This is a genomic window from Mycobacterium bulgaricum (genome assembly GCF_041287165.2).
GTDB classification, from domain to species: domain Bacteria; phylum Actinomycetota; class Actinomycetes; order Mycobacteriales; family Mycobacteriaceae; genus Mycobacterium; species Mycobacterium bulgaricum.
Window position 1 is genome coordinate 131040 of record NZ_JBGGKV020000002.1, and the last position, 24772, is coordinate 155811.

Below are 24772 nucleotides of genomic sequence, written 5' to 3' on the forward strand. Positions count from 1 at the left end.
CCGACATTGGCACTTCACGCGAACGTCGCGCACCGTATCTCGAAGTCATATCTACAGGCGGTGGGGCGAAGGCCACATGACGGACCGGCAGCTCCGGCTCGTATCTCGCTTCATCACTCCCCCCGCCGCCGTCGTCCACTGACGGGCTCCCCTGCTTCCGCTGGTGCCTGCCGCGAATTGCCGCCGCGCCTCGGGGCCGGGCCGGGGGTGGCATCGGTCTGGGCAGCGACCTCCCTGCGCGGACCGCGCTGCGGAGTATCGGGACCGTAGTAACCATAGCCGTATCCGTAGCTCGCACGTCCTCGCATCGGCATCATAGAGAAGACGGCACCGCGCAGGGGGGCGCCCACCCGTTCGAGGCTGCCCACTGCATGCGCCAGCTGCTCGCGTTTGACCTGCCCAAAATGCGCCATGATCAGCACCGCGTCGGCGCCGGCGGCCAGGACGGCCGCGTCGGTGACTGCGAGTAGAGGTGTCGAATCGACAACGACGTAGTCGAACCGCTCACGCAGTTCGGCGAGCAACCTCCGCGCGGATTGCGAACCGAGCAACTCACTGGGGTTAGGCGGTATGCTCCCTGCGGTTAGCACGGACAGCCCCGGGAACCGAGTCGTCTGCAGCGCTTCAGAGAGCTCGGCCCCTCCGCTGAGTACAGTGCTGAAACCGACAGGCCCGACGAGATCGAGATATTTCGCCAGAGTGGGGCGTCGCATGTCGCCGTCGATAAGCACTACGTTGTGATCGGCCTCCGCCAACGCGAGTGCAGTATTTATCGCTGTAGTCGACTTTCCCTCGCTGGGGTTTGAACTCGTAAACACAATCACTCGAGGAGGGCTGTCAACGGCGAGGAATTTCAAATTCGTTCTCAATTTCCGAAACGCCTCGGCCGTCGGCGAATTGTCGCTTTCGAACGCAATTGAAACTTGCTTTCTGCGTTCTTTATCTAGAGGAATCGAACCGACGAGTCCGACACCGGTTATCTCTTCGAGCACTTCGCGACTCTTGACCGTGTTGTCAAGGAGATCACGCAACGTGGCGATGCCGACTCCGGCCAACAGGCCGAACGCGAGACCAATCGCCAGGTTGCGCATTGTCGCTGGCACCACCGGCTGGCTGGGAATCGACGCCCTTTGTTCAACGACTACCCGCGCATCCGGAGTCACACCGTTCTCTGGCGTCTCCAATTTGCGCACCATTGCGACGAACTCGTCCGACATAGTGTTTGCGATGTCGCGTGCCCGAACCGGGGATGGATCGCGGACCTGGACGTTAATCAAGACCGTGTCGGGAATCGCGTTTGCCTGCACGTTTGCCTGCAATTCCGCGGCGTCCATATCAAGACCGAGCTTATCGATAGTGTGTTGTGCCAGTGTTTCGCCCATGAGCAACTCTGCATAAGAGATAACCCGCTCCTGTGAGAGGCGGTTGCCCTGGTACCGGTCAGCCAAGGACGAACCGGATGTTGTCGAGACGAACAGCCTGGTCGAGGCTTGATAAAGGGGCGTCGTTAATAACGTCACCGCGACGGCGCCAAGCACGCCAAGTATTGTTGCGATTATTATGACGACCCATCCGCCACGCAGCAGTTTTATAAAATCTTGCACTTCAACGCCACCCCTCCACACCCGAATTGACGGCCACCCCGACGCGCTTCGAAGCCGGGATGATAAATGTGCAGCCTAAGCTGATCATTCAGCAACTGGTCCTCCCCGATACGCGTTGTTCGCCGCAGCGCAAAGATAGAGCGTATTCACTCCGACCCTTGCGCGATTAAACTGTGTCTTGGTGAGGCACACTGTTCTCGCCAGGCCGAGTTTAGAAAGCCACTCGAACCATTTGACGACAAACCCCCCCGCCAAACCACTCGCATAAATACCATCTGACGCAAAACCCCGGAACGCGCTAGCTGGCCGATGAGTGCACTTCCCGGCTCGTACGCACACGAGCTCGGCGCGGGCCTTCGGGCTTACCCCGCGCACGCGGGAACCTTTACCGATGGCACGACGGTCTGCACGAGCGGCTGACTCGGCGCGCTCGGCGTTCCCGGCACGGTCGGCTCTGAAAGCTGGAACATGATATCGGCAGTTTGCCCAGCCGTCATGATCACCTGCACCTCGAACACCGGGTGGCCTCGTTCCGTGTAGTGGATCGCCGGTACGCGTTCGCCGTTTAGGACTACGCCCGACAATTCCGAATCCTTGGTGGCGAACAGACGTACCGATGTCACGCTCGTACCATCCGGAAGGGTCAAACCCAGTTCGGGAGATAGGCCTGACGCACCCGCTACATAATCGGGTAGTGGCTCGTCTGGAAGGCCGTTTGTCAATTTCACCGTGACAGTCGATGCACGGGTTGCGCCATGGCAGTCATCCGCCGCGTACTCGATCTGCGTCCTTAGGTAGTAATCAAGCTTATTGCCACCGAGATTGTTGAGCACAACCCCCGCGTAGGGTTCCGCATCGTCAGGGAGAATGTGGGCGAGTGGCGTCTCTTCTAGAAGCCGCTGCTCCTCCGCATCTGCGCTCCAGATCGCAATGCGACGTTCGCCGACTGCCTTGCCAAGCGCGTCCAAGAGCCTACGGGGCGAGTCTACTGATCCGGTCATCTTGGTCACGACCGCGTTAGCGATGTCTTGCAGATACTGCTTCCGTGCGGCCTGATCCGTCGGATATCGAATATAGGCAGTCGATTCGGTCAGTTCGACCACGTTGTCCTTCGTAACAACTTCGCCATCCGGCGTTGTTACCGGTCCGACAGCCCCCAGAATGTAGCTCAACGCGACAGGGTCGATGGCAATAGCGCCGTCGACTTTCATGCCAGTTCGCTCCAGCCACATGCCTTGCCAGATCTGGGCGGCGTATGGAAAGTGCGGGCTAATATTGCTGTTGCGATAATCGAAGAACGGCTGCTGGAATCCATACTGCTGGTCATACTCAGGCCCCAGATCGACAGGCGCCACCGCGCCGGTCAGGTCTGTGTTTGGTGCCAGCGTGTCGACGGTTGGCACCCCGTTGTCGAAGCGGAGAATTCCGTACCCGCCGAGAAGACCTCCGGTTCCACGCACTTCGGCGTTGGTTTGGAAACCCATGAAATAGGTCCGCGGACCATCAACGCCCATCATCGATGGTGCCAGTCGGGCAGCCAACGCGACATTCTCGATAACGGACGTGATGCCGGCGATCTGGCTCTGCAGTTCGGTACGTGCTTCGCTCATTAGCGACACATATCGGGGATCCGTGATCGCGGCTGCTTCTCCGTTCAGGCGCGTAGCACTAGTAGACAATTCGCGGAGATCGGGTTCCTGACTACGCAGAAGTGCGACATCCACCCGTCCGTCCTGATACAGCCGCTCTGGCGAAATTGTCAGACCGACGTCAGCCGCGGGCCGCAGCACATCGGACGCGAGGCCCAGCACGACGTCGGCGACCTGTTGGCCGGTCTTGAAGGGGCTTCCAAGCCAGGGCACTGCCGAGACGATGTTCCACGCTATTGAGTGCGTGGCGTCGCGGGCTTCCTGAGCGCGGTATAGCGCCTCGTCGGCCGATAGCGAGGCGGCATCAGTGTCGCCGTCTAGCAGTGCGTTTTTCGCGTCTTGGGCGCTGGCGCGTGCCCGTTCGAGGTTTGACTTGGCCTGGAAAGCGCCGGCCGCTACCCAACAACCCAGGCCGACTAGGAGCAGCACTAGCAGAGCGGTACCCCAGAGGAGGCCGCGTCGTCGCAGACCGTCGCCCACTTCCGTATCGTCGCCGTCGTCGGCACTTGAATTCTTCTCAGTTTGGCGTCGCGGGAAAAATCGCACTCAGCAATTCCTGTACATGATTGAAGCCTGCACGCCGGACGACGTACAGGCTTCAATGCTTAGCATTTATAAGGCGTGTCCGTACTAGGAAGTGCAGGAGCCCCGCGTGACGCCACCATAGGATCCGGCAACGATCGTGTAGGAAGTGCCGCCGGCGCACGCTGACGCGGTGACCTCACCGTAGCGAGCCAACTGCTCGTTCAGACGCTCGATCCTCGCCTCCCAGAATGGCGCGAAGATCGAATCGGGCCGAGCCTCCAGCAGCGACTCGTAGTTCAGGATAGTGAAGCGAGTCCAGTAGGTCGAGGTCCGAGTCACGGCGCCGGTGAACTGCACGACGAAGACGCCAATAAGGCCGTTCGGCTGGGCCGCGATGTCACCCATAACCTGAACCGGTGCGGCCGGAAGCTCCACAGCGGGAGCAGCATTCGCGGCGACCGGAACCAAGGCAGTCCCCGCGGCGATCGCCGCGGCTGCGGCCGTCACCTGAAACTTGGTTGCGATGGCATTCATTGTTTATTCCCCCCAAAAGGTTCGAGTCCTTTGTGTGTTGCTGGAAGCATCCCAGACCCCGCCCACGCTGTCAACCGAAACGGAAGAACTGCTCGGATTCACGCCGCAATCTTGAAAAACGACCTTTACCTGCGCGTTGCCGTGTCTGGCAACCCTCTGAAAGCTCCGTGACACGCCCTCGTAACGGGCGGCGCGCACAGATGTCATTAATGCCTGCGACCCGTTCATATTGTTTGCAGCACCGATTACCCACGGGCAACGGACGGACCTTTTTCTTATTCAAATGACGCACCGTGTTGATTCAGCAACGCAATCGAAGACCCCGTTCAGGCCGACAAGCTGTACAGGATTCGAGTCGTGGCGGTGTCCGCGAAGTCGTGACACTGAGCGTCAGACTTCGCCATTGAGTTTCTAAGGGACTACTAAGACCTACCCGCGACACCACGGAAAGACGCCGTTAGCATCAGGAACCATGACCAGCGTGACTGAATCTTCTTCGACGCCAGCTGCCGCTCCCGAAATCGACATTCACACCACCGCGGGCAAGCTCGCCGATCTGCGCAAGCGCGCCGATGAAGCGCTGCATCCCGTCGGTGAGACCGCCATCGAGAAGGTTCACGCCAAGGGCAAGTTGACCGCCCGTGAGCGCATCCTCGCACTGCTGGACGAAGGGTCGTTCGTCGAGCTCGACGCCCTCGCCAAACACCGCTCCAAGAACTTCGGGTTGGAGAAGAATCGTCCCACCGGCGACGGCGTGGTCACCGGCTACGGCACCATCGACGGTCGCGACGTCTGCATCTTCAGCCAGGACGCCACCGTGTTCGGCGGCAGCCTCGGCGAGGTCTACGGCGAGAAGATCGTCAAGGTCCAAGAGCTGGCCATTAAGACCGGACGCCCGCTGATCGGCATCAACGACGGTGCCGGCGCCCGCATCCAAGAAGGTGTGGTCTCCCTCGGCCTCTACAGCCGCATCTTCCACAACAACATCAAAGCCTCCGGCGTCATCCCACAGATCTCGCTGATCATGGGCGCCGCAGCCGGCGGGCACGTCTACTCCCCCGCCCTGACCGACTTCGTCATCATGGTCGACCAGACCAGCCAGATGTTCATCACCGGTCCCGACGTCATCAAGACCGTCACCGGCGAAGACGTCACCATGGAAGAACTCGGCGGCGCCCACACCCACATGTCCAAGTCGGGCACCGTGCACTACGTCGCATCCGGCGAGCAGGACGCGCTCGACTACGTCCGCGACCTGCTAGGCTACCTGCCCCCCAACAATTACGCCGAGCCCCCGCGCTACCCGGCCGTGCATTCGGACGCCGCGATCGAGGACAGCCTCACCGACGAGGACCTCGAGCTCGACACGCTGATTCCAGACTCCCCGAACCAGCCCTACGACATGCACGAAGTCATCACCCGCATCCTCGATGACGACGAATTCCTCGAAGTTCAAGCAGGTTACGCCGGCAACATCGTCGTCGGATTCGGCCGCGTCGACGGCCGGCCGGTGGGCATCGTGGCCAATCAGCCCACCCAGTTCGCCGGCTGCCTGGACATCAACGCGTCCGAGAAGGCCGCGCGCTTCATCCGGACGTGCGACTGCTACAACATCCCGATCGTGCTGCTCGTTGACGTTCCCGGATTCCTGCCCGGCACCGACCAGGAATACAACGGCATCATCCGCCGCGGCGCCAAGCTGCTCTACGCCTACGGCGAGGCCACCGTCGCGAAAGTCACTGTCATCACCCGTAAGTCCTACGGCGGTGCGTACTGCGTCATGGGATCCAAGGACATGGGCGCCGACGTCGTGGTGGCCTGGCCGACCGCTCAGATCGCCGTCATGGGCGCCTCCGGCGCGGTGGGCTTCGTGTACCGCCAGCAGATCAAGGAAGCGGCGGCCAACGGTGAGGACGTCGACGCGCTGCGCCTTAAACTGCAGCAGGAGTACGAGGACACCCTTGTCAACCCCTACATTGCCGCCGAACGCGGATACGTCGACGCGGTCATCCCGCCGTCACACACCCGCGGTTACGTGGCGACAGCGCTGAAACTGTTGGAGCGCAAAGTGGTTCAAACGCCGCCGAAGAAGCACGGCAACATCCCGCTCTGATCCGCTTCGCAGACAAGGACATTCGCATGGACCACAACGCCGACATCGTCGAGGTTTCCGACCCTCGGGACATGACGATCGACGATCCGCCGGCGGCCGCGCCGCACTTCAACGTTGTCAAAGGCGAACCCTCGGTTGAAGAGCTCGCCGCGCTTGTTGCCGTACTCGCCAGTGCCGGCGGCGGCCCCCAGGGGGAGCCTGGTCCTCAGGAACTCAACCCGTGGGGCCATCCGGTCGACAAGCTGCGATACGACGTGACGAGCTGGCAGCGGGTGACGCTGCTGGAGCGGATGCACATGCGGCGATGACCGCAACGTCGCTGGACTAGACGGTTCGCGCCTGCGACCCTAGAGGCCATCCGTACGTGGCTCTCCGTGTCGCCGATATTCCGACCGCGGACATCGTCCGAGCTCAGGACCGCCGCGTCTGACCCGGCTCGCATCACGGTCGCTCCTGGGTTATTTTGTGTGGGGTTCATTCGTGAGTTGAGAATGGCGCGCAGGGTGCGTGTGGCATCCCGTCTCGCTTGGCTCAATGTTCTGGAGGTCGCTGGCCATGTCCACCCAATCGGCCAAGTGGATCAAGGCGGCAAGGGTGCTCCGCCGGAGTGGATTCGGGGCCCGCGGAGAAGATATCGACGCGGCACTGGAGAACGCCGACGAAACTTCGTACGTGAGCGACCTTCTGGACGTTGACTTCGCGAAAGATGCCGGCGTGCTCGCGACCCCGATGCCGGAACTGAAGATTCCGGATCACCCCGAAGACCCCGACGCCGCGGAACGCACCCGATACATCGAGAAAACCGAGAGGCTACGTCGCGAGCTGACGCACTGGTGGATCCAACGCATGGTGGCGGCCGAGAATCCTGTCAACGAAAAGCTAACGTTTCTGTGGCACAACCACTTTGCGACATCCATGCGAAAAATCCGCGTCGCCCGATCCATGGCCAATCAGAATCAGAAGTTGCGGAAACTGTGTCTAGGCGACTTCCGGGATTTGGCTCGTGCGATGCTGACCGACGCCGCGATGGTCGAATGGCTCGACGGGCATCAGAACATTGCTAAGTCGCCCAACGAGAACCTTTCGAGGGAATTCCTTGAGTTGTTCGCGTTGGGTCACGGCAGCGGCTACTCAGAGAAGGATGTGCGCGAAGGCGCGCGCGCCCTCACGGGCTGGACTATCCGCGAGGGAGTAAAAGCCGAATTGCGGAAGAAGAACTACGACGATTCCACCAAGACGATTCTTGGCACGACGGGGAAGCTCGGCCTCGACGAGTTCTGCGACATCGTCCTGTCAGACCCTCGATCGGCGAAATTTATCGCCAGCAGAATGTGGCAACAGCTGGCGTCCGACAAGACGCCGTCCGATGCCACGCTGCACCGCTTGGTCGAGGCGTACGGGCCCAATCGTGACCTGCGCGGACTGACGTCGGCAATCCTCATAGACCCCGACTTCGCGCAGAGCTCGGCCACGGTGGTGACCGGTCCTGTGGACTGGATGATCGGCGTGCTGAGGGCGGTAAAAGTGCCGATGGACGACACTCGGGTCAAGAACGCAGCGAGGGCGCTGAAAATGCTTGGGCAGCTTCCGTTCTACCCGCCCGATGTAGGCGGATGGCCGAGCGGTCAGGCCTGGCTGTCGTCGGCCGCAGTGAACCTTCGACTACGCGAAGCGGGGATGGCTGTCGGCCACGGGGACATCAGCCTGGTTGATGACACCCCGGTCGACGATCGCCTCGATGCCGCGGGATATCTAATCGGTGTTGGCGCGTGGACAGATCGCAGCGCGAAGGCGCTGAAGCCATTTCTAAAGGATCCGACCGCACTGGTCACGGCCGCCGTAAACACCCCCGAATATCTAACGTCATAGAGGGGATGAGCATGCCAAAAGTAAGCCGACGCCAATTCCTGGGAGCGTGCATCGGGTTTGGCGCGGCCGGTGCCGTATCGTCTATACCCGCGCTGACATGGACCGACGTGCTGATGGCCGCCGAAGACCGCCCGCTGCAGAACGGCACTGCGATACTTGTGATCATAACGATGTACGGCGGCAACGACGGTCTAAATACCGTGATCCCATTGACCGACGATGCGTATCAGGATGCAAGGCCAGGACTGGCCTACTCAGCGGATAAGGTCGTCAAACTAGACAAACAGTACGGCTTCAATCCCGGCATGACGGGCATGGGAGAGATGTTCAGTAACGGTTCATTGGCGATCGTCCGCGGCGTCGGTTATCCAAAACCGGATCGAAGCCACTTCAAATCGATCGATATCTGGCAGTCCGCGTCACTGGACAACGCAGGGACCACCGGTTGGATCGGCAGATGGCTAGACTCAACGGGTGAAGATCCGCTCCGTGCACTGCATTTCGGCCGCGCAGTACCTCCCCTAGCGGTCGGCGAAAGGACAGTCGGTGCACTGTTTTCCAGGGAAGCGAAGCCGTCCGAGGACGTGAACGGGCTAATTGCCGCACTCTCCAAATCCGACCCGAGCGACAACGCCGCAATGCGCTTGGTTTGCGACTCGTATCGGTCGGCAGTGAGGGTGAACAGCGGGCTCAAAAGGGTGCTCGCCGAGCACACCCCCCTGGCGGATGATCTAGATGCAGACGACAACGGTCTCGCCGTCCAACTCGACGCTGTCGCCGCCTGCATCGCCGCCGACGTTCCCACTCAGGTCTACAGCGTCGAGTTAGGCGGGTTTGACACTCACGCAGACGAACTGGGGACTCAACGAGACTTGCTCAACAATCTGGACACGGCCGTCACCGCGTTCATGAAACAGATCTCGGGCGGGAAGCACGGCAAGAACGTCATGATCATGGCTTATTCGGAATTTGGCCGACGGGTAGCTGCCAATGCGTCCGAAGGCACCGACCACGGCACCGCGGGCCCAGTGTTCATCGCAGGAGACCGAGTTCGCGGTGGTTTCTACGGCGATGACCCGAGCCTTACCGATCTCGTCGACGACGACCTGAAAGTGACCACCGATTTCCGCGACGTCTACCACGAGGTTCTCGTCAGTGGTCTCGGGTCGGATTCCGAACCCGTTCTCGGAAAGGGGAGGAAAGAAATCGGATTCCTCAGGGCTTGAGCCGGTGCGGGCCCATCGGCAAACGTTTGATAAGGAATAGCAATGTGCCCACTTGCTCCTTTCTGGCACAGCGCCGTTGGCATCAGGTCCCATGACCAGCGCGACTGAGCCTGACGCCGCACATGAGGTCGGCTACGGCACCATCGCCCGAGGAGACGTGTGCATATTCAGCCAGGACACCACCGTGGTCGGCGGCAGCGTCCGCGAGGTCTACGGTGAGGAGATCGTCACGGTCCAGGACCTGGCCATCAAGACCGGCGCCCAAGGTAAGCCCGGCCCACGTGAGCTCAACCCATGGGCCAGCCAGTCGACAAGCCTGCGGTATGACGTGACGAGTTGGCAGAGTGTTTCGCTCCTGGAGCGAACACATATGCGGCAAACCGACGCCTGCGCGGAGAAACAGGACTCATGACGACTGTCGTCCTCGCATCAGCATCGCAAAGTCGCCTTCGCGTACTGCGTCAAGCGGGTATCGATCCTCAGGTGACTGTGTCCCACCTCGACGAGCACGCATTGGTTGCCTCGCTCGATCGGGATGCGCCACCAGAGTCGGTAGTTGCGAAGCTGGCAAATGCAAAAGCGCTAACCGTCGCGGCGCTACTGCCAGAGGAGTTGATTTCCGACTGCGTCGTTATCGGCTGCGACTCGATGCTGTATCTCGACGGACGGATGCACGGCAAGCCCCGAACGGCCGAGGCCGCGCGCCGCCAGTGGGAAAAGATGGCGGGCGCCACCGGCCATCTCCTCACCGGGCACGCGATCTTACGCCTGACCGCAGGTGTCATTACTCATACCGAGAGCGACACCGGAAGCACGGTAGTCCAATTTGCCCAGCCGTCCCCGATAGACTTAAACCGCTATCTGGCAAGTGATGAACCACTCAACGTTGCGGGGGCCTTCACCCTAGACGGTATCGGCGGATGGTTCGTCAAACGGATCGAGGGCGATCCTTCGAACGTAATCGGTTTAAGCCTGCCGCTAGTTCAGAAACTGATACGCCGCACTGGGCTGTCAATCTCGGATCTCTGGGCCACTACAATTGACTAGCAGCCAGCTGCGGGCCTGCTAAGTGCAAGCGTCACAGTTTGGCGTTTCTCCGGATTGACGGTTACTTCTTTCGCCGCTGCTGGGTACTGTGCGCAAACGATCCAGTTGGTGTAATTGTAAATTACCTGGTTCATGTCGCGGTCGTACAAGTTGAATCTGATGTTCTCTTCGCCCGCAGTGGAAATGACGCTGTCCACAGCGTCCTGTAGGAGCTCTTCCTTCAGCGCCGGCATTTCCCACGTCTCGCCCTCTTGTGCCGCCGCCACCGGAGAGGTTATCCCCAGCGCCATCCCGCACGCTGCCATCGCCACGGCGACGTTCCGCCCCTGCTTCGCCAACCCCTTGAGCTCCATGGCAAGAACCCTAATGCGGCCTGCCGGTTTCCTGCCAGCCGTTCGATAACAATTTGCTCACGGACGCCAGTGACCTGGCGGTTCACGCCCCGCAGTGCTCCGCGCCCGGGCGCTCCAACAGCAGCGTCACAGACTTCGTCTTCTGGGTGAGCGCCGTGCCGGCTTTGGGCGATTCCCCGCACACCACCCAGTCCTCCAGGTTGTACACCGGTGCATGATTCGGGGCCTGGGTCTTGAACGTCAGCGGCATCTGTTCGACCACGGTCTCGACGTCGGCTTCAGCCCGGAACAAGATTTCGTCCTTCAGATCCGGCATCACCCACATCGCGTTGGGTTCCTTGTACTGAATCAGCCCGTCGTCAGCATGGGCACCGGCGGGCCCCGTCCCTGCGATCGCTCCCCCGACCACGACCCCCGCAGCCGTTGCTATCAAGATCATCTTCTTCACTGTCTGTCCTTTGCGTAGAGGTAATCGGCTCGCAAGAGCCGGGATTTCACGAAGAGACCCACGGCCGCATCCGATCCGGAGGCTTTGCCAGGCGTCGGATGTCGCGTCCAGATAACTGTAAGTCGGCGCACATCGCAGCGCTTACCACCACAGCACATCCACAGGGACGGCTCAGTCAGCACGCAGCGAACCGTCAGCCGGGGCAGAGATCGACAATGCGCCGGATACCGGTGATCTGACCCACGTCGCGGTTGCATTCGACGCGCAGTGCGGGTATAGCGAAGAACTAACGTTGCAAACTATTCACCGCCGGGGGGCACAAAGTGGTGACAAAGCTCGAACAATGGCGCGAATCCTCAGCGCGTCGACGTCGGCGTGCAAAACGAGCAAATTATCGGCTCGACATTCAGGGATTGCGCATGGTCGCCGTCCTCGCCGTCCTCGCCTTCAACCTGACGGGCTGGCCGCGCGGCGGATTCGTCGGCATCGACGTCTTTTTCGTCGTTGCCGGATACCTCGTGACTGAAAGTTTGCTGCGAACAGCGTCGGAATCCGGAACGCTGTCGCTGGGCCGGTTCTACCGAGATCGCTTTCGTCGCATCGTCCCGGCCGCGACCGCGGTCCTCATCCTGACCGTTGCCGCCTCCGCCGTCGTGCTGCCGTCACGCCTCCACGACACGGGAATCGACGCGCTGTTCGCGTTCTTCTTCGTGGCCAACTGGCACTTCGCCACAGACGGGGGCGGCCTGCAGACCGCGACCGAATCCGCGCCGCCGCTGCTGCACTATTGGCCGCTGTCCGTCGAAGAGCAGTTCCTCGTGGTGTGGCCGCTGCTCATCCTCGGCATCACCGCGATGGCCGCGCGCAGCGCCTGGGGTGATGCCCGCTGGCGAAAACTCACATCCACCACGATCGTCGTCCTCGCAACCCTGTCCCTCGCGTGGGCGATCTACGAGAGCTCGTCGTCACCGACCTGGGCCTACTTCAGCACCGCCTCACGCCTGTGGGAGCTCGGCGTCGGCGCGCTTCTGGCGACCGCAACAAGCGTCTTCGCGCGCATTCCCATCCCGATTCGACCGATCCTGTCCTGGGGCGGCCTCACGCTCATCGGCGTCTCACTCGTCTACATCGACGGATCCGCCGGCTTCCCCGCGCCGTGGGCGCTTCTCCCGGTGGCCGGCGCCGCGCTCGTCATCGCCGCGGGTGTGGGGCACGAGCCTGATCTCCAAGGATTCCTGCGCAACCGCGTCAGCACCTACCTCGGCGACATCTCCTACTCGCTGTATCTGGTGCACTGGCCGGTATATGTCCTCCTCGCAGCCGTGATGGAGCCGACCGTCCACTACTACGCCAGCGCTCTCACCCTCACCTTCGGGCTGGCGCTCCTGACCTACCACCTCGTCGAGAGCCCACTTCGCTACGCCAGCCTGGGAGCCTTCCGCCAGGCCCGGCAGGACATGAAACACGGTCTGTTTCACGCCGACTTCTCGACCAAGCTGGGCGCGGTCGGCGGGCTGATCCTGATCACGGTGAGCATCATCAGTTTCGCGATGAGCCCCGGCGCCATCACCTAGACACCCCGGTAGGCTCGAACACGTGCCGCTACCTGCTGATCCCAGCCCCGCCCTGCAGTCCTACGCCCACCCTGAGCGGCTGGTCACGGCCGATTGGTTGTCCGGCAATCTCGGCAGGCCGGGCCTCGCGATCGTCGAGTCCGACGAGGACGTCCTGCTCTACGACACCGGCCATATCCCCGGCGCGGTCAAGATCGACTGGCACACCGACCTCAACGACGCCAATGTCCGCGACTACATCACCGGCGAGCAGTTCGCGGACCTGATGAACCGCAAGGGCATCTCCCGGGACGACACCGTCGTCATCTACGGCGACAAGAGCAACTGGTGGGCCGCCTACGCGCTGTGGGTCTTCACGCTTTTCGGCCACCCGGACGTGCGACTGCTCGACGGCGGCCGCACCCTCTGGATCTCCGATGGCCGCGACACCACCTTGGACGTGCCGACGAAGCAGACCACCGGCTACCCCGTCGTCGAGCGTGACGACGCCCCGATCCGCGCCTTCAAGGACGACGTCCTCGCCGCGTTGGGCTCCCAGCCGTTGATCGATGTGCGCTCCCCGCAGGAATACACCGGAGAGCGCACCCACATGCCCGACTACCCCGAAGAGGGCGCGCTGCGCGGTGGCCACATCCCGACTGCGGTCTCGATTCCGTGGGGCAAGGCCGCCAACGAGAGTGGACGCTTCCGTAGCCGCGCCGAGCTCGACGAGCTGTACGGCTTCCTCGCCGACGAGCCGCAGACGATTGCGTACTGCCGCATCGGCGAGCGCTCCAGCCACACCTGGTTCGTGCTCACCCATCTGCTCGGCCTGCCCGGGGTCCGTAATTACGACGGGTCGTGGACCGAGTGGGGCAACGCTGTGCGCGTACCGGTCGCGGTCGGAGACGAGCCCGGCGAGGCCCCGTGAGCATGCCGGCCGCGCTGGCCGAAGTGGTGTCCGACTTCAAAGAGGTTGAGGGACAAGACAAGCTGGCCTTGCTCCTCGAGTTCGCCGACGAACTTCCGCCGCTGCCCGCGGATCTCGAAGAGGCGGCGATGGAACCCGTGCCGGAGTGTCAGTCACCGCTGTTCCTGCATGTCGACGCCGCCGACCGCGACCAGGTGCGGCTGTTCTTCAGCGCACCCGCTGAGGCGCCGACCACCCGCGGGTTCGCGGCCATCCTCGCGACGGGCCTCGACGGCCTGCCGGCCGACGACATCCTCGCCGTGCCCGACGACTTCTATACCGAACTGGGGCTGGCCAAGCTGATCAGTCCCCTTCGCCTTCGTGGCATGTCGGCGATGCTGACGCGCATCAAGAAGCGCCTCAAATAGACACAACCCTCCGTAACACCACTGGTCGGCCCGCGATAAGCAGGTGACCGCGCGAACCTGCACAGAGGAGAACCATGCCCAAACCCAGCACGCGCAGGATTGCCGCGTGGAGTGCCCTTGTAGCGGCACCCGTTGCCCTCCTTGCGATCTCGAGCGCGACGGCCTCCGCGGATGAACTTCGTCCTGACCGGACGGTGACTAGCCGTCAAGGCACGGTGTCCGGCGACGCCACCTTCGGGGAAGTCCGCGGCGCCGACGAGGACCTCCACGCCCAGGGCGAGATCAGGAATTCGCAGAAGGCAGTTCCCGACCGCTTGCGCGGCACCCGAGCCCAGCCGTTCCTCCCCCGGTGGTCGGGTGGCCCCGGCATCGGCGGCTGGTGACCTGCCCCTCGCGGGTCCCCTCATTTCTCAACGTCCGTCAAGAAAGTCGCCGTACGCTCTGATTCGGTGAATGCGGTACTGCGGTGGTGGCGACTGCCCGACCACTACGACTGGCTGTCGAGCTACCTGCACGCGCGCAACTTCACCCGCCCGGTCCAGATCGGCATGGCGACGATCTCGGGGGCCGCCATCCTGTTCCCCGCCAACGCCGCCCTCTCCCCGGACACCCCGTACCGCGCCGCGTTCCTCGGTGTCGGAATCGTGTTCGCCGCGATCCATTGCGGGTGGGCCGCCCTGTGGCTGACGCGATGGCCGAGTCGTGCCCAGTCAGTCGCTTACGGCATGTGCTTCTCGGCCAGCATCGCCTCCACGACATGGCTGTCCGGTGATCCCTCGGTCGGGGTGGTCGGTTGTACGGCGTTGGCCCTCTCCGGGGCCTATCTCGCGTTCTTCCACACCAGCCGATTGGTGACGGCCAACTTCGTGCTCGCCTTGGCCGTTGCCGCTGTGCACGCCGCATCACTTCCCACCCAGGACGCCGTCCTCACGGGGTCGATGATCTTCCTCGTCATCGAACTCAACGCAGGCGTCCCGTTGGCAGTGCAGCTCGTCGTCCACGCGCTGGGATTCGACCTCGTGCAATCCGATCGGGATCCGTTGACCGGCCTCTTCAACCGCCGCTCCTTCGAACGCGAGGTCATCAAGGCCGTGCTCGAGGGTCAGCGCCGCGGCAGCCACCTTCTCTTCACGATGATCGACCTCGATCGCTTCAAAGCCCTCAACGACCTGCACGGCCACCACACCGGCGATGCAGCGCTGGTATCGACGAGCGACGCGCTCACCGCGCACCTCCCGGAGACGACGATCCTCGGTCGCGTCGGCGGCGAAGAGTTCCTCGCCGCCGACATCGTCAACGCCACCGACATCGCCGAGTTCGGCGAACGGGCGCGCCACGCGATCACCACGACCGGCTACCGGCTCACCGCCAGCGTCGGCACCGCGTGCGTCGACGTGTCCGCGGTCGAGAGCACCGACATCGCGAACTCGCTGCGTTGGCTGACCGCACAGGCCGACGTCGCGATGTACCGCGCCAAACGCGCAGGCGGAAATCGGGTGTGCCACCTCGCGCTCGAACCCGGCGCACGAGAACCTACCGAGGAGTAACCGATACCGCCTTGGCGTGGGCGTCAGGCTGCCGCTTAAACTGCCCGATAGATTCTTAAAGACGTTTCTTAGAGATGGCCCGCAGCGGCCAACAAACTTGCCATCAGGAGGCGCAGTGGCCAGTCACGCCAGCTCAAAGATCTCCAAGGTGCTCGTCGCCAATCGTGGGGAAATTGCCGTCCGAGTGATCCGCGCAGCCAAGGACGCCGGACTGCAGAGCGTGGCCGTCTATGCCGAACCCGACGCCGACGCTCCGCACGTCCGTCTCGCCGACGAGGCCTTCGCCCTCGGCGGCCAGACCTCCGCCGAGTCGTACCTGGTGTTCGAGAAGCTGCTCGACGCCGCCGAGAAGTCCGGCGCCAACGCCGTCCACCCCGGGTACGGCTTCCTCTCCGAGAACGCCGACTTCGCCCAGGCCGTCCTCGACGCCGGCCTGATCTGGATCGGCCCCAGCCCGCAGTCCATCCGCGACCTCGGCGACAAGGTGACCGCCCGCCACATCGCCGCGCGTGCCGACGCGCCGCTGGTGCCCGGCACCCCGGACCCGGTCAAGGACGCCAACGAGGTCGTCGAATTCGCCAAGGAATACGGCGTCCCCGTCGCCATCAAGGCCGCCTTCGGCGGTGGCGGACGCGGCATGAAGGTCGCCCGCACCATCGAGGAGATCCCCGAGCTCTTCGACTCGGCCACCCGCGAGGCCGTCGCCGCCTTCGGCCGCGGTGAGTGCTTCGTCGAGCGCTACCTCGACAAGCCGCGCCACGTCGAGGCCCAGGTCATCGCCGACACCCACGGCAACGTCGTCGTCGCGGGCACGCGCGACTGCTCGCTGCAGCGCCGCTTCCAGAAGCTCGTCGAGGAGGCGCCCGCGCCGTTCCTGACCGACGCGCAGCGCAAGGAGATCCACGAGTCCGCCAAGCGCATCTGCAAGGAAGCGGGCTACTACGGCGCAGGCACCGTCGAATACCTCGTCGGCCAGGACGGCCTCATCTCCTTCCTCGAGGTCAACACCCGCCTGCAGGTGGAACATCCAGTCACCGAAGAGACCTCGGGCATCGATCTGGTGCAGCAGCAGTTCAAGATCGCCAACGGCGAGGCCCTCGACATCACCGAGGACCCGACGCCGCGCGGCCACTCCTTCGAGTTCCGCATCAACGGCGAGGACGCCGGCCGCGGCTTCCTGCCCGCCCCCGGACCCGTCACCCGCTACGACATCCCCACCGGCCCCGGCGTGCGCCTGGATTCCGGCGTGGAGGCCGGCTCGGTCATCGGCGGCCAGTTCGACTCGATGCTGTCGAAGCTGATCGTCACCGGAGCCACCCGCGAAGAGGCACTGGCCCGCAGTCGTCGAGCCCTCGCTGAATTCAATGTCGAAGGGCTCGCCACCGTCATCCCGTTCCACCGCGCCGTCGTCGCGGACCCCGCCTTCATCGGCGATGGCGAGAAGTTCGACGTGCACACCCGATGGATCGAGACCGAGTGGAACAACACCGTCGAACCGTTCACCGGTGGCGACCCGATCGACGAGGAAGACACCATCCCCCGCCAGACGGTCGTGGTCGAGGTCGGCGGCCGCCGCCTCGAGGTGTCGCTGCCCGGTGACCTTGCGCTCGGTGGCGGCGGTGCGCCGGCTCACGGCGCGATCCGCAAGAAGCCCAAGCCGCGCAAGCGTGGTGGCGGTGGCGGAGCCGCGGCCTCCGGCGATGCCGTGACGGCCCCCATGCAGGGCACCGTGGTCAAGGTCGCGGTCGAAGAAGGACAGACCGTGGCGGCCGGCGACCTGGTCGTGGTGCTCGAAGCCATGAAGATGGAGAACCCGGTGACCGCCCACAAGGACGGTGTTGTCACCGGCCTGGCCGTCGAGCCGGGTGCGGCGATCACCCAGGGCACGGTGATCGCGGAGCTCAAGAGCGCCGAGTAGATCTCGAACACGAACGCGGGGTGTCACCAGACGGTGGCACCCCGCGTTCGTTCCTCGGCTGGCCGAGGGGTTACCTTGCGTAACCGCGTGGCAAGCTGAGCGCGTGCAGCCCATCGAGATCAACGCAGGCGCCTGGTACCTCCGGGCGCTGCGCGCCGACGACCGGGTCGACGACCGCCCGGCCCTGGCCGAACTGGGCGAGACCCGCGCCGACTATGTCGAAAGCGCTGCCACGCAGTGGGATTCGGACACGCTGTACACGTGGGCGGTCTGTGAACCGACGACCGGCGAACTGCTGGGCGAAGTCACCCTGGACCCGCACACCCGCGCGATCGAGACCCGCAACCGTCCCGGCTTTCAGGACGCCACCCGGACGGGCGCGGACGCGGTCGAACGCTTCGCCGCAGCCATGCTCGGCTAGCGTCGGTCGATGTCACGTCCGGTGCTGAGATCCGCGCATTCGACCGCGACGACGTCGGACCGCCCCCGCAGGAACGGCCCTGCGCCGTCGTCGCCGCCCAACACTTCCAGTAGTTGCGGCCAATGTTTCCGCGCCAGCGCCACGGGGTGGCCTGGCCGTCCGTCGTAGACGGCGCGGGCCAATCCCGATCCGGACTCCCACGCCGCCGACAGGACCCGTTGCACGGCCGCGGCCCCGACGTCCGGAGTGTCCACTGTTGTCAGCGCCACGACGTTCGCGCGCTCATCCGCGGCAAGGACGCCGGCGCGCACCGACGCGCTGAGCCCGTCGGCCCAGTCGTCGGCCACGACGGCGCGAGCAGGCTCCGGCACGGCGACGACGGCCGCACCCAGCACCACCACCACGTCCCGGCAGCCTCCGTCGCGCAACGCCGCGACGCTGCGGCGCAGCCATTCACCCTCGGCGGCGAGGACCTTCGGCATCCCGAACCGGGTGCCCGCACCCGCGGCAAGAACCACTCCGGTAACCCAAAGTTCTTGTGCCACAGTGCTTCCGCAGCCCCTTCTCAGTCGACCCGGAGCAAATGCCGACCATTTGTGACAACATTTCGTATTCATTGTCCATTAGCGCTTGCAGAGCGTATGGTCAAGTCAAGGTTGAATTCACAGCCTTCTGAATACGTCATCGTCACGTGGAACAGAAGGTCGGTTCCGCGCAGGCTTTGAGAATTAGGGCCCCGCCTTGACGTGAAACAGAGCACGAATATCGAACTCTCGAACGGAGTCACCGTGCCTCACGTCCCAGGCCAACCACCGGACCCGCCCGATCCAGACCGCATCGTCTGCCGGACGGCGCTCTTCGACACCACGTGGCCCAAGCCCGCCACCGCCATCGTCGCGGGGCACGGCGAACTCGACGCCGCCAACGGCATCAAATTCGTCGACTACGCGCTGCGCCACGCCGCCACGACGCAGTGGCTGGTCATCGACTTCTCCGGGCTGACGTTCTTCTCCACCGCAGGCTTCTCGGCGCTGCACACCCTGAACGTGCAGTGCGTCGGGAAGGACATCCGCTGGGCGCTGGTTCCGGGACGCGCCGTCAAACGCGTGCTGGGCATCTGCGATCCGGATTCGGCGCTGCCGATCAGCCTCGACATCCCTGCTGCGCTCAACGATGTACAGCAGGACCCGCCGCACTCATTCCAGCTGATCCCGCAGACGCGCTAGCGACTTCGCGAGCAACCGCGAGACGTGCATCTGTGAGATGCCGACCCGCTCGGCGATCTGAGTTTGCGTCATCGACTCGAAGAACCTCAGCACCAGCACCGTGCGCTCGCGCTCCGGCAGCGCCGACAACAGCGGCCGAAGCGCTTCGCGGTTCTCGATCTGATCCAGCGTGAGGTCGACGTCGCCGAGCGTGTCGGCGATTGCGGGGGCGTCCTCGTTACCGCTGCCACCACCGCTGTCGATCGACAGCGTGTTGTAGGAGCTGCCGGCGACAAGACCCTCGACGACCTCGTCGCGGTCCATCTCCAGTTCGGCGGCCAATTCGGTGGCAGTCGGGGCGCGCCCCAGCCGCTGCGAGAGTTCAGCGGTCGCCGCGCCGAGCCGCAGATGCAACTCCTTCAGCCGTCGGGGAACCTTCACCGACCAACTGTTGTCGCGGAAATGGCGACGAACCTCGCCCATGATCGTGGGCACCGCGAACGACACGAAATCCGACCCGGCCTCGACGTCGAACCTGATGACCGCGTTGACCAAGCCGACACGCGCAACCTGGACCAAGTCGTCACGGGGCTCGCCGCGACCGTCGAAACGACGCGCGATGTGGTCGGCCAGAGGTAGGCAGCGCTCCACGATGCGGTCGCGTTGCCGCTGGAACCGTGCCGACCCTTCCTCGAGTTGAGCCAACTCTCGGAACATATCGGCAACGTCGGAATATTCAGAGCTCGATCGCGACGACGAACCCTGCGACGACCCCCGGGTCACTGCAACGAACTCGCTCGCCTTGTCGTCATCGTGATGCCGAAGACCTCGCCGTCACCGGCCGACTGACCGTCCGAGAACGTCGTGACCTCGTCGGTCAGCGAACTCAACACGTGCCAGCTGAAACTGCCGGGCGCGAGAATGTCGGTGCTGTCGCAGGTCGTCGACGCGTGCACGAGCAGAGCCTCGGGCTGCGGGTCGACAACGACAAGGAGCGTGGACTCCGGAACAGCCGACCGGATGAGCCGCGTACACGCCTCGTCCACAGCCAGTCTCAGGTCGGCGACCGCGTCGAAATCAAGATCTTCGAACGTACCGATCGCGGCCACCAGGGTGCGCAGCACCGCCAAGTTCTCCAGCGTCGCCGCAACTCGGAGTTCTACCGACTGCGGGCTGTGACGCTGTCCATTGATGTGGCTCGCAACATCGGCCATTTGACCTCCCGGAAACTTCGAAGCGAGATTACCCCAGGCGCCATCGCCGCTATCCATGGGCGCTCCGGGCGTTCACTAGTGCATTTGTTAATGGCCAACCTGTGCCGGGTAACCCGACAGGATGGACCAGAACACCAAGCCCCTGCGCCGCCTCCTGGTCATCGCCGCGATTGCGCTGGCAGTGCTCGCCTTGATCGGTGTGGCCATCTACGCCGGTGCGTTCTTGCTGCTTGCGCCGATGATGCAGTGAGACGGCGCCCGGCGACGGTGTATTCATGGTGCCGGTTCCATACCCCGCGGCAGGCGACGGCCAAACCCCGTTAGCTGCGTAAGGCATGGGCGCCCGCGTACCCCCGGTCCTACCGGGCAAACCCCGCCAGCCGGGACAGCCCGATGAGACCACCGTCACCCGTTTAGCCCCACGGGGTCTCGGGAAGCCTTGCAGTGGCTCAGAAATGGGCGTCGAAGACTCCCATCCATTACCGAGCAGGAGGCGGATATGACCGAGAAGAACAGTGGTCCCGAAGAAGGCATCAAGGGCGTCGTCGAGGACGTGAAGGGTAAGGCCAAGGAAACGATTGGCACTGTCGCTGGTCGCGACGACATGGTCCGCGAGGGCAAGGCTCAGCAAGACAAGGCCGACGCGCAGCGTGACGCAGCGCAGAAGGAAGCCGAAGCCGAGTCCGCTCGGGCTGGAGCCAAGGCCGCCGAGAAGCGCCAGGAATCCAACCAGTAGCAGCGCTTCCTGCGATGGGCTCAACCGGGAAACCGGTTGGGCCCATTGTTATTTGAGTTGTTATGTGTGCCGTCAGCTCAGCTGTTCGGCCACTGTCGCACCGAGCCAGGATGATCGGCGTACCAACGCTGTTCGAGCCGCCGCACGCGCTGATGTTCGACGATCAACCACCCTCCGCCCAGCACGAAGCCTGCCAGCGCGCTTGCGCCGAGCATCAGGCCCACGTCGTGGTGGGAGGTGGCGAACGCCGACAGCGCGGCGACGAAACTGACCAGCGACAGGCCGATCACCACAAGCCCCGGCATGATCTTGTTGTCCTTCATCGACTCACCTGCGTGCGGCCGCGTCGTGCGCACATGGTCGACAGGATCGTGGGGACCCTTCATCGGTAACTCCTTAGAACTACCTGTCCCAGTCTGCTACCGCCCGGGCAGAGAAGGAAGACTCAAAACGGCGCACAGCACCGTCAGAGCCAACAGCGCCCATCCGGCGCCCTGCCAGGCCCACCAAGCCGCCTGCCCATGCCTGACCCGAAAGCTGCGCGCCAGTGACCACACCCCGCCCACCAGAAGAATGGCCGGTGATCCGAGCGCCAGCATGGCTTTCTGGGGCACACCGCAACCCGCCGCCTGCGTCAACGATCCGGTGCAGGTGCCGATCCACACGTCGGCGACGAATAGGAACAACAGACCTGCCACAGCGAAACCGAGCCCGGTGCGGATGGCGTCCCGTGCGTCGCCTTCGCCGAATGCGGCACCGCGACGCACATCGCGAGTGTGGTGGGACAGGTCGGCCATCGTGAGGTCTCCGGTTTCGCGAGAACGAGCCTTAGGTTCGGTTTGCGAGGAATTCCCGATCGGCGATCGTGATAAACCTGTGATGTCCGCGCCCGCAGCTACGATGCGGCCGTGAGAACCCTCAGGTGGAAGCTCTATGCGGCGCTCGGGGCGGCCGCGGGGACGACCGCCTACCTCGCCGGCGCCGGCTTGCCGGTCGGTGTGCTCACAGCGTTGCTGGTGCCGGCCGCCGTGCTTACGGCGCCGAGGTTCCTCCGCGCGGCGGTGGTCGGCGCGACGACACCGGGCGCTCGGGAGCGAGCACCGCAGGCGGACATGTCGGGCACCGAGTTCGAGGATTACGTGGCCGCGATCGCCCGCACCTGCGGCGTGCCGGTGATCATGACGTCGATCACCGGAGACTGGGGCGTCGACCTCATCATCGGGCATCGCCCGCACCGGCTCGCCGTGCAGTGCAAGCGCCGGTCACGTCCCGTCGGCGCCGGTGCCGTGCAGGAAGTTGTCGCCGGCGCGCCCATGCAGGATTGCACCAGAACGATGGTCGTCACCAATCACCAATTTACCCCCGCAGCAAGGAAACTCGCCGAACTGCACGGCTGCGAGCTGGTCGGGGGCGCCGACCTTCCGCGGCTACGGTCGACGATCCGCCGGCTCACCCAGCCGACATCGTCCTGAGCACCGCCCGCACCGCGTCGAGCGCGGTGTCGAGTTCCTCGCGCGACACCGTCAGCGCCGGCCGGAATCGCACGCTGTCAGGACCGCACCCCAGCATGATCACGCCGCAATCCCACAGCCCGGCCACCAGTTCGTCGCGCTGCGCCCCCGACGGCATGCTGAACGCGCACATCAGGCCGCGGCCGCGCACATCGCGCACCAGACCGGGAAAGTCGGCCGCCAACGCCGCAAGACCGTCGAGAAGGTGGCGCCCGCTGTCGGCCGCGCGGTCGAAGAGCCCGTCCCGTTCGATGACCTCCAGGATCCGTCGGGAGCGGACCATGTCCACCAGGTTGCCGCCCCAGGTCGAGTTGATGCGTGAGCTGACCGCGAAGACGTTGTCGGCAACCTCGTCGACTCGGCCGCCGGCCATGACACCACACACCTGGGTCTTCTTGCCGAACGCGACGACGTCGGGCTGAACGCCCAATTGCTGGTATGCCCAGGCAGTTCCGGTGATTCCGCAGCCGGTCTGCACCTCGTCGAAGATCATCAGCGCGTCGAATTCGTCGCAGAGTGTGCGCATCGCGGCGAAGAACTGCGGACGGAGGTGGCGGTCCCCGCCCTCCCCCTGGATGGGCTCGGCGATGAAGCAGGCGATGTCGTCTCGGCTGGCCTCGAAAGCCGCGCGCGCATGGCGCAGCGACTCGGCTTCCAGCGCCTCGATGTTCGCCCCCTGCCGTACGTACGGCGCGACGATGCGGGGCCAGTCGAACTTCGGGAAGCGCGCAACCTTGTTGGGGTCGGTGTTGGTCAGCGACATCGTGTAGCCGCTCCGGCCGTGGAAAGCACCTTGCAGATGCAGGACTTTGGTGCCCAGCGCCGCATCGAGCCCTTTGGACTCGTTGAGGCGGCTTTTCCAGTCGAACGCCACCTTGAGAGCGTTCTCGACGGCCAACGCTCCCCCGTCGACGAAGAACAGATGCGGAAGTTTCGGATCGCCGAGCACCCGCGCGAACGTCGCGACGAATCGGGCCATCGGAACGCTGTACACGTCGGAATTGCTCGGCTTGTTCAGCGCAGCCGCGGCTAGTTCGGCGCGAAAGTCGTCATCGTCGGCGAGCCCCGGGTGATTCATCCCGAGCGCCGACGACGCGAAGAACGTGAACATGTCGAGATAGCCACGACCCGAGCGGGCATCGACCAGGTACGAGCCGCGTGAACGGTCGATGTCGAGTACGAGGTCGAGCCCGTCGGCCAGGATGCTGCGCGCCAGAACCGAACGGACGTCATGCGGGGTCACGGTCTCGGCCGAGAACGCGATCGATTCCGGAAGAACTGCGGTCATGGCCGCCATCCTAACGGATTATTTACGCCGTAAGGGCTATAGGACGCATTTAATCCGGCACATAGCGCCTATCGCTGTAAAATTTATGTAGGATGATCGTGCTTCGCGTCTTCACGTCGGCTGCGGTGCGGATCCTCTGCAAGAGCCCTTCCAGCGCCCGCGCCGACTCGACGTGGACGAGCAGGACGTAGCTGTCCTCACCGGCGACGGAATAGCACGCCTCGATTTCGGGGATGTGCTCCAGCCTCGCGGGTGCGTCATCGGGTTGAGAGGGGTCGAGAGGAGTGATGGCGACGAACGCCGACAGCATGCTGCCGACGGCCTCGGGGTCGATGCGCGCGGTGTATCCGCCGACGACTCCTCGCGACTCCAGCCGACGCACCCTCGACTGCACCGCCGAGACCGACAGGCCCGCGGTGGCCGCCAGATGCGCCAGCGTCGCGCGCCCGTCGGCGACGAGTTCGCGCGCCAGCACGCGGTCGACCTCGTCGAGCGGCGCGTGCGGCGGTGATTCGACGGGATCGCTCATGGCCGCACTGTATCCGAGGGCCAGATGGTCAACATCGAAACACGGCAACTGCAGGCACAATTGGCGCGGGGCATGAGCACATTCCCGCCACCGACCACAGCCGGGAGTAGATGACCGGCCAGATCGGACACCACATCCACGACC

Annotated in this window: 29 protein-coding genes; 17 read left to right on the top strand and 12 right to left on the bottom strand. The window is 63.9% G+C overall.

Annotated features, from left to right (window positions below):
* Positions 1–113: 113 nt before the first annotated feature.
* The 3 genes from ACAG24_RS07120 to ACAG24_RS07130 all read right to left on the bottom strand — a co-directional run bounded on the left by ACAG24_RS07120 (position 114) and on the right by ACAG24_RS07130 (position 4312).
* Positions 114–1625, bottom strand: coding sequence for a polysaccharide biosynthesis tyrosine autokinase (locus ACAG24_RS07120; protein ID WP_445206175.1), 1512 nt, complete (start codon positions 1623–1625; stop codon positions 114–116).
* Positions 1626–1966: 341 nt separating this feature from the next.
* Positions 1967–3799, bottom strand: coding sequence for a DUF4012 domain-containing protein (locus ACAG24_RS07125; protein WP_370472496.1), 1833 nt, complete (start codon positions 3797–3799; stop codon positions 1967–1969).
* 84 nt (positions 3800–3883) lie between these two features.
* Positions 3884–4312, bottom strand: a complete 429-nt coding sequence (locus tag ACAG24_RS07130) for a hypothetical protein (protein ID WP_370472495.1) — start codon at positions 4310–4312, stop codon at positions 3884–3886.
* Positions 4313–4784: 472 nt separating this feature from the next.
* On the opposite strand from ACAG24_RS07130, the gene ACAG24_RS07135 reads away from it, so the two are divergent.
* From ACAG24_RS07135 to ACAG24_RS07160, 6 genes are all read left to right on the top strand, one after another.
* Positions 4785–6425 (top strand): acyl-CoA carboxylase subunit beta, encoded by a 1641-nt coding sequence (locus ACAG24_RS07135; RefSeq protein WP_370472494.1) that lies wholly within the window; start codon positions 4785–4787, stop codon positions 6423–6425.
* A gap of 26 nt (positions 6426–6451) precedes the next feature.
* Complete coding sequence (locus ACAG24_RS07140) at positions 6452–6733, top strand: acyl-CoA carboxylase epsilon subunit (RefSeq protein ID WP_370472493.1); 282 nt, start codon at positions 6452–6454, stop codon at positions 6731–6733.
* Between the two features lie 247 nt (positions 6734–6980).
* Positions 6981–8294, top strand: a complete 1314-nt coding sequence (locus tag ACAG24_RS07145; protein ID WP_370472492.1) for a DUF1800 domain-containing protein — start codon at positions 6981–6983, stop codon at positions 8292–8294.
* Between the two features lie 11 nt (positions 8295–8305).
* On the top strand, positions 8306–9520 hold the full coding sequence (locus ACAG24_RS07150) for a DUF1501 domain-containing protein (RefSeq protein ID WP_370472656.1): 1215 nt from the start codon (positions 8306–8308) through the stop codon (positions 9518–9520).
* Positions 9521–9611: 91 nt separating this feature from the next.
* On the top strand, positions 9612–9932 hold the full coding sequence (locus tag ACAG24_RS07155; RefSeq protein ID WP_370472491.1) for a carboxyl transferase domain-containing protein: 321 nt from the start codon (positions 9612–9614) through the stop codon (positions 9930–9932).
* Positions 9929–10567 (top strand): Maf family protein, encoded by a 639-nt coding sequence (locus tag ACAG24_RS07160; protein WP_370472490.1) that lies wholly within the window; start codon positions 9929–9931, stop codon positions 10565–10567. The genes ACAG24_RS07155 and ACAG24_RS07160 overlap by 4 nt, the downstream gene beginning before the upstream one ends.
* Here the strand turns inward: ACAG24_RS07160 and ACAG24_RS07165 are convergent.
* Both ACAG24_RS07165 and ACAG24_RS07170 read right to left on the bottom strand, forming a co-directional pair.
* Complete coding sequence (locus ACAG24_RS07165) at positions 10564–10920, bottom strand: hypothetical protein (protein ID WP_370472489.1); 357 nt, start codon at positions 10918–10920, stop codon at positions 10564–10566. The genes ACAG24_RS07160 and ACAG24_RS07165 overlap by 4 nt on opposite strands.
* Positions 10921–11002: 82 nt before the next feature.
* Positions 11003–11359: a hypothetical protein gene (locus ACAG24_RS07170; protein ID WP_370472655.1), complete on the bottom strand. Its 357-nt coding sequence runs from the start codon at positions 11357–11359 to the stop codon at positions 11003–11005.
* A gap of 335 nt (positions 11360–11694) precedes the next feature.
* Between ACAG24_RS07170 and ACAG24_RS07175 the strand changes: the two genes are divergently transcribed.
* From ACAG24_RS07175 to ACAG24_RS07205, 7 genes are all read left to right on the top strand, one after another.
* On the top strand, positions 11695–12942 hold the full coding sequence (locus tag ACAG24_RS07175) for an acyltransferase family protein (RefSeq protein ID WP_374150766.1): 1248 nt from the start codon (positions 11695–11697) through the stop codon (positions 12940–12942).
* A 22-nt stretch (positions 12943–12964) separates the two neighbouring features.
* Positions 12965–13852, top strand: coding sequence for a sulfurtransferase (locus ACAG24_RS07180; RefSeq protein ID WP_370472487.1), 888 nt, complete (start codon positions 12965–12967; stop codon positions 13850–13852).
* 2 nt (positions 13853–13854) lie between these two features.
* Complete coding sequence (locus ACAG24_RS07185; protein WP_370472654.1) at positions 13855–14259, top strand: SufE family protein; 405 nt, start codon at positions 13855–13857, stop codon at positions 14257–14259.
* A 194-nt stretch (positions 14260–14453) separates the two neighbouring features.
* The gene (locus ACAG24_RS07190) at positions 14454–14642 is read left to right on the top strand and encodes a hypothetical protein (RefSeq protein WP_370472486.1); all 189 of its coding nucleotides are present in this window, start codon (positions 14454–14456) and stop codon (positions 14640–14642) included.
* A gap of 66 nt (positions 14643–14708) precedes the next feature.
* A complete protein-coding gene (locus ACAG24_RS07195; RefSeq protein ID WP_370472485.1) occupies positions 14709–15806 on the top strand; it encodes a GGDEF domain-containing protein in 1098 nt (365 codons plus the stop codon).
* Between the two features lie 115 nt (positions 15807–15921).
* Positions 15922–17724 carry an acetyl/propionyl/methylcrotonyl-CoA carboxylase subunit alpha gene (locus ACAG24_RS07200; RefSeq protein ID WP_370472484.1) on the top strand — a complete coding sequence of 601 codons (1803 nt, stop codon included), beginning with the start codon at positions 15922–15924 and terminating at the stop codon, positions 17722–17724.
* 103 nt (positions 17725–17827) lie between these two features.
* Positions 17828–18145, top strand: a complete 318-nt coding sequence (locus ACAG24_RS07205; protein ID WP_370472483.1) for a GNAT family N-acetyltransferase — start codon at positions 17828–17830, stop codon at positions 18143–18145.
* Here ACAG24_RS07205 and ACAG24_RS07210 read toward each other — a convergent pair.
* On the bottom strand, positions 18142–18690 hold the full coding sequence (locus ACAG24_RS07210) for a nucleotidyltransferase family protein (RefSeq protein ID WP_370472482.1): 549 nt from the start codon (positions 18688–18690) through the stop codon (positions 18142–18144). The genes ACAG24_RS07205 and ACAG24_RS07210 overlap by 4 nt on opposite strands.
* A 243-nt stretch (positions 18691–18933) precedes the next feature.
* On the opposite strand from ACAG24_RS07210, the gene ACAG24_RS07215 reads away from it, so the two are divergent.
* On the top strand, positions 18934–19371 hold the full coding sequence (locus ACAG24_RS07215) for an STAS domain-containing protein (protein ID WP_370472481.1): 438 nt from the start codon (positions 18934–18936) through the stop codon (positions 19369–19371).
* Here the strand turns inward: ACAG24_RS07215 and ACAG24_RS07220 are convergent.
* Both ACAG24_RS07220 and ACAG24_RS07225 read right to left on the bottom strand, forming a co-directional pair.
* The gene (locus ACAG24_RS07220; RefSeq protein ID WP_370472480.1) at positions 19342–20067 is read right to left on the bottom strand and encodes an RNA polymerase sigma factor SigF; all 726 of its coding nucleotides are present in this window, start codon (positions 20065–20067) and stop codon (positions 19342–19344) included. The two genes, ACAG24_RS07215 and ACAG24_RS07220, sit on opposite strands and share 30 nt — an antisense overlap.
* 62 nt (positions 20068–20129) lie before the next feature.
* On the bottom strand, positions 20130–20564 hold the full coding sequence (locus tag ACAG24_RS07225; RefSeq protein ID WP_370472479.1) for an ATP-binding protein: 435 nt from the start codon (positions 20562–20564) through the stop codon (positions 20130–20132).
* 121 nt (positions 20565–20685) lie between these two features.
* Between ACAG24_RS07225 and ACAG24_RS07230 the strand changes: the two genes are divergently transcribed.
* The gene (locus tag ACAG24_RS07230; protein ID WP_370472478.1) at positions 20686–20814 is read left to right on the top strand and encodes a hypothetical protein; all 129 of its coding nucleotides are present in this window, start codon (positions 20686–20688) and stop codon (positions 20812–20814) included.
* Positions 20815–21063: 249 nt separating this feature from the next.
* A complete protein-coding gene (gene mbp1, locus ACAG24_RS07235; RefSeq protein WP_370472477.1) occupies positions 21064–21300 on the top strand; it encodes a microaggregate-binding protein 1 in 237 nt (78 codons plus the stop codon).
* Positions 21301–21377: 77 nt separating this feature from the next.
* Here mbp1 and usfY read toward each other — a convergent pair whose 3' ends face one another.
* Both usfY and ACAG24_RS07245 read right to left on the bottom strand, forming a co-directional pair.
* Positions 21378–21686, bottom strand: a complete 309-nt coding sequence (usfY, locus tag ACAG24_RS07240; protein ID WP_370472476.1) for a protein UsfY — start codon at positions 21684–21686, stop codon at positions 21378–21380.
* A gap of 33 nt (positions 21687–21719) precedes the next feature.
* Positions 21720–22097, bottom strand: coding sequence for a hypothetical protein (locus ACAG24_RS07245; RefSeq protein WP_370472475.1), 378 nt, complete (start codon positions 22095–22097; stop codon positions 21720–21722).
* Between the two features lie 111 nt (positions 22098–22208).
* Between ACAG24_RS07245 and ACAG24_RS07250 the strand changes: the two genes are divergently transcribed.
* Entirely contained in the window at positions 22209–22772 is a 564-nt protein-coding gene (locus ACAG24_RS07250; protein WP_370472474.1) for a restriction endonuclease, read from the top strand.
* Here ACAG24_RS07250 and lat read toward each other — a convergent pair.
* Together lat and ACAG24_RS07260 are read right to left on the bottom strand one after the other, a co-directional pair.
* Entirely contained in the window at positions 22750–24099 is a 1350-nt protein-coding gene (lat, locus tag ACAG24_RS07255; RefSeq protein ID WP_370472473.1) for an L-lysine 6-transaminase, read from the bottom strand. The two genes, ACAG24_RS07250 and lat, sit on opposite strands and share 23 nt — an antisense overlap.
* 49 nt (positions 24100–24148) lie before the next feature.
* Positions 24149–24628, bottom strand: a complete 480-nt coding sequence (locus ACAG24_RS07260; RefSeq protein ID WP_370472472.1) for an Lrp/AsnC family transcriptional regulator — start codon at positions 24626–24628, stop codon at positions 24149–24151.
* Positions 24629–24772 lie beyond the last annotated feature (144 nt).

Excerpts from the sequence above, each read along its gene's own strand:
- ACAG24_RS07225 (WP_370472479.1), bottom strand. The coding sequence starts at position 20,564 with ATGGCCGATGTTGCGAGCCACATCAATGGACAGCGTCACAGCCCGCAG.
- ACAG24_RS07260 (WP_370472472.1), bottom strand. The coding sequence starts at position 24,628 with ATGAGCGATCCCGTCGAATCACCGCCGCACGCGCCGCTCGACGAGGTC.
- lat (WP_370472473.1), bottom strand. The coding sequence starts at position 24,099 with ATGACCGCAGTTCTTCCGGAATCGATCGCGTTCTCGGCCGAGACCGTG.
- ACAG24_RS07245 (WP_370472475.1), bottom strand. The coding sequence starts at position 22,097 with ATGGCCGACCTGTCCCACCACACTCGCGATGTGCGTCGCGGTGCCGCA.
- ACAG24_RS07135 (WP_370472494.1), top strand. The coding sequence starts at position 4,785 with ATGACCAGCGTGACTGAATCTTCTTCGACGCCAGCTGCCGCTCCCGAA.
- ACAG24_RS07160 (WP_370472490.1), top strand. The coding sequence starts at position 9,929 with ATGACGACTGTCGTCCTCGCATCAGCATCGCAAAGTCGCCTTCGCGTA.
- ACAG24_RS07130 (WP_370472495.1), bottom strand. The coding sequence starts at position 4,312 with ATGAATGCCATCGCAACCAAGTTTCAGGTGACGGCCGCAGCCGCGGCG.
- usfY (WP_370472476.1), bottom strand. The coding sequence starts at position 21,686 with ATGAAGGGTCCCCACGATCCTGTCGACCATGTGCGCACGACGCGGCCG.
- ACAG24_RS07170 (WP_370472655.1), bottom strand. The coding sequence starts at position 11,359 with ATGATCTTGATAGCAACGGCTGCGGGGGTCGTGGTCGGGGGAGCGATC.
- ACAG24_RS07220 (WP_370472480.1), bottom strand. The coding sequence starts at position 20,067 with ATGTTCCGAGAGTTGGCTCAACTCGAGGAAGGGTCGGCACGGTTCCAG.
- ACAG24_RS07140 (WP_370472493.1), top strand. The coding sequence starts at position 6,452 with ATGGACCACAACGCCGACATCGTCGAGGTTTCCGACCCTCGGGACATG.
- ACAG24_RS07145 (WP_370472492.1), top strand. The coding sequence starts at position 6,981 with ATGTCCACCCAATCGGCCAAGTGGATCAAGGCGGCAAGGGTGCTCCGC.
- ACAG24_RS07155 (WP_370472491.1), top strand. The coding sequence starts at position 9,612 with ATGACCAGCGCGACTGAGCCTGACGCCGCACATGAGGTCGGCTACGGC.
- mbp1 (WP_370472477.1), top strand. The coding sequence starts at position 21,064 with ATGACCGAGAAGAACAGTGGTCCCGAAGAAGGCATCAAGGGCGTCGTC.
- ACAG24_RS07230 (WP_370472478.1), top strand. The coding sequence starts at position 20,686 with ATGGACCAGAACACCAAGCCCCTGCGCCGCCTCCTGGTCATCGCCGCG.
- ACAG24_RS07185 (WP_370472654.1), top strand. The coding sequence starts at position 13,855 with ATGCCGGCCGCGCTGGCCGAAGTGGTGTCCGACTTCAAAGAGGTTGAG.
- ACAG24_RS07150 (WP_370472656.1), top strand. The coding sequence starts at position 8,306 with ATGCCAAAAGTAAGCCGACGCCAATTCCTGGGAGCGTGCATCGGGTTT.
- ACAG24_RS07165 (WP_370472489.1), bottom strand. The coding sequence starts at position 10,920 with ATGGAGCTCAAGGGGTTGGCGAAGCAGGGGCGGAACGTCGCCGTGGCG.